Genomic DNA, 1574 nt, shown 5'->3' on the forward strand with positions numbered 1-1574 from the left:
CCAGGCCCCAGACACCTTCGAAAAACACGCGTCAGCTACACTTGACCTTGCAGCATAAACACCACCCCCATGTCCACTTTCCGGGGGTCGGGCCCGAACGAATCACGCGCGCTAGCGAAGGCCAGTGGGTGACGGCCACTCCGATTGCCACACCCCAGAACCCGCGACCTATAGCCACTGAAATCAGAATCAACAGCAGCATATGCGGCAACCCGAGCATCAAGTTGATGAGCCAACTGACGAGGTTGTCAACCCATTTCGGGCCGAGTGCGGCTAGTGTGCCTAGAATCAGTGCGATGATCGCGCTGACCGTGGCTGCGAATAGTCCAATCAGGATCGATAGCGCCAAGCCGGTGACGGTGCGCGCCAAGAGGCTGCGCCCCATCCAGTCGGTTCCGAATGGTTCTGCCGCATGTGGTGTTAATGCTTTGTTGGTGAAATCAGTGACTAATGCTTGGTCAGCATTAGCGAACCCTGTGATCAGCAGGGCAACGATCACCACAGCCGAGGCGATGCAAGTAACCACAGCGCGCCGATAGGGGCCGGGGCGTTGCGGTTTTGCTACTGCTAATTCGATTGGCTGGGCTGTGGTAGTGGTGTTAGACATTGGTTACCCCCGCTCGCATTCTGGGATCGATCACACGGTAGAGGAGATCGGCGGCTGCGTTTCCGACGAAGACGATGGCAGCCGAGAACACCGCGATGGCAGCCAGGAGCGCGACATCACTACCAAGCCCAGCAATGACGGTGGCCTGCCCCAAACCGGGATAGCTGAACACCTGCTCCACCAGGATGGAGCCACCAAAGATCTCCGAAATAGAAGCGAACTGCAAGGTCAACGCTGGCAGTATGATGTTGCGAAGCCCATGGCGGCGGATCACATGCCATAGGCCGAGACCCCTGGCTCGTGCGAACAGGAAATAATCGGTTTCCATGACGTCCAACAGTTTTTGCCGGGTATGCAATGCAACATTGGAAATACCAACGATGCTGAGCGTCAGTGCTGGCCCGATGGCATGCCGGAATAAATCCCAGAATGTGATGTCCTCTGCGGCTTTACCGATAGGTGAGGCAAAACCGATCGGGATCACCCCAAGGTAGACACCGAAAACCATCAACACCAGTAGACCAAACCAGAATGTTGGTGTGGACGCTAACAGTAGGCAGAAACCGTGGATCGCTTTGCTCAGCAGGCTTCCTTCCCGGGCGGCAGCGACCACGCCGAGCACGAACCCCAGGACACCAGATAGTAGCCAGGCTGTGGCCAACATCAGCACCGAGGTGGAGAATTTCGTGGCAATCACCTGGGAAACCGGTGCATTGAAGCGCAGCGAGATGCCCATATCTCCGGCGATGAATGACGTCAACCAGTCCCAGTAGCGCTGCAGCATCGGGGTGCCGTCACCCCAATGAGCTAGTAGCTGCGCTTTCTTCTCCGGGCTCATATTCATATAGGCGGCTTGCCCCACATTTGCTTCCGGGCCCGACCCCCGGAAAGTGGACATGGGGGTGGTGTTTATGCTGCAAGGTCAAGTGTAGCTGACGCGTGTTTTTCGAAGGTGTCTGGGGCCTGG

Annotated in this window: 2 protein-coding genes; both read right to left on the reverse strand. The window is 57.1% G+C overall.

Annotated features, from left to right (window positions below; translation table 11 throughout):
• Window positions 1-31: 31 nt before the first annotated feature.
• A complete protein-coding gene (locus tag BLT47_RS08795; protein ID WP_083330202.1) occupies window positions 32-607 on the reverse strand; it encodes an ABC transporter permease in 576 nt (191 codons plus the stop codon).
• Window positions 600-1505 (reverse strand): ABC transporter permease, encoded by a 906-nt coding sequence (locus tag BLT47_RS08800; protein WP_083330203.1) that lies wholly within the window; start codon window positions 1503-1505, stop codon window positions 600-602. The genes BLT47_RS08795 and BLT47_RS08800 overlap by 8 nt, the downstream gene beginning before the upstream one ends.
• Between the last annotated feature and the right edge of the window lie 69 nt (window positions 1506-1574).

This window comes from Actinobaculum suis, assembly GCF_900102025.1.
Lineage (GTDB): Bacteria > Actinomycetota > Actinomycetes > Actinomycetales > Actinomycetaceae > Actinobaculum > Actinobaculum suis.

Excerpts from the sequence above, each read along its gene's own strand:
- BLT47_RS08800 (WP_083330203.1), bottom strand. The coding sequence starts at position 1,505 with ATGTCCACTTTCCGGGGGTCGGGCCCGGAAGCAAATGTGGGGCAAGCC.
- BLT47_RS08795 (WP_083330202.1), bottom strand. The coding sequence starts at position 607 with ATGTCTAACACCACTACCACAGCCCAGCCAATCGAATTAGCAGTAGCA.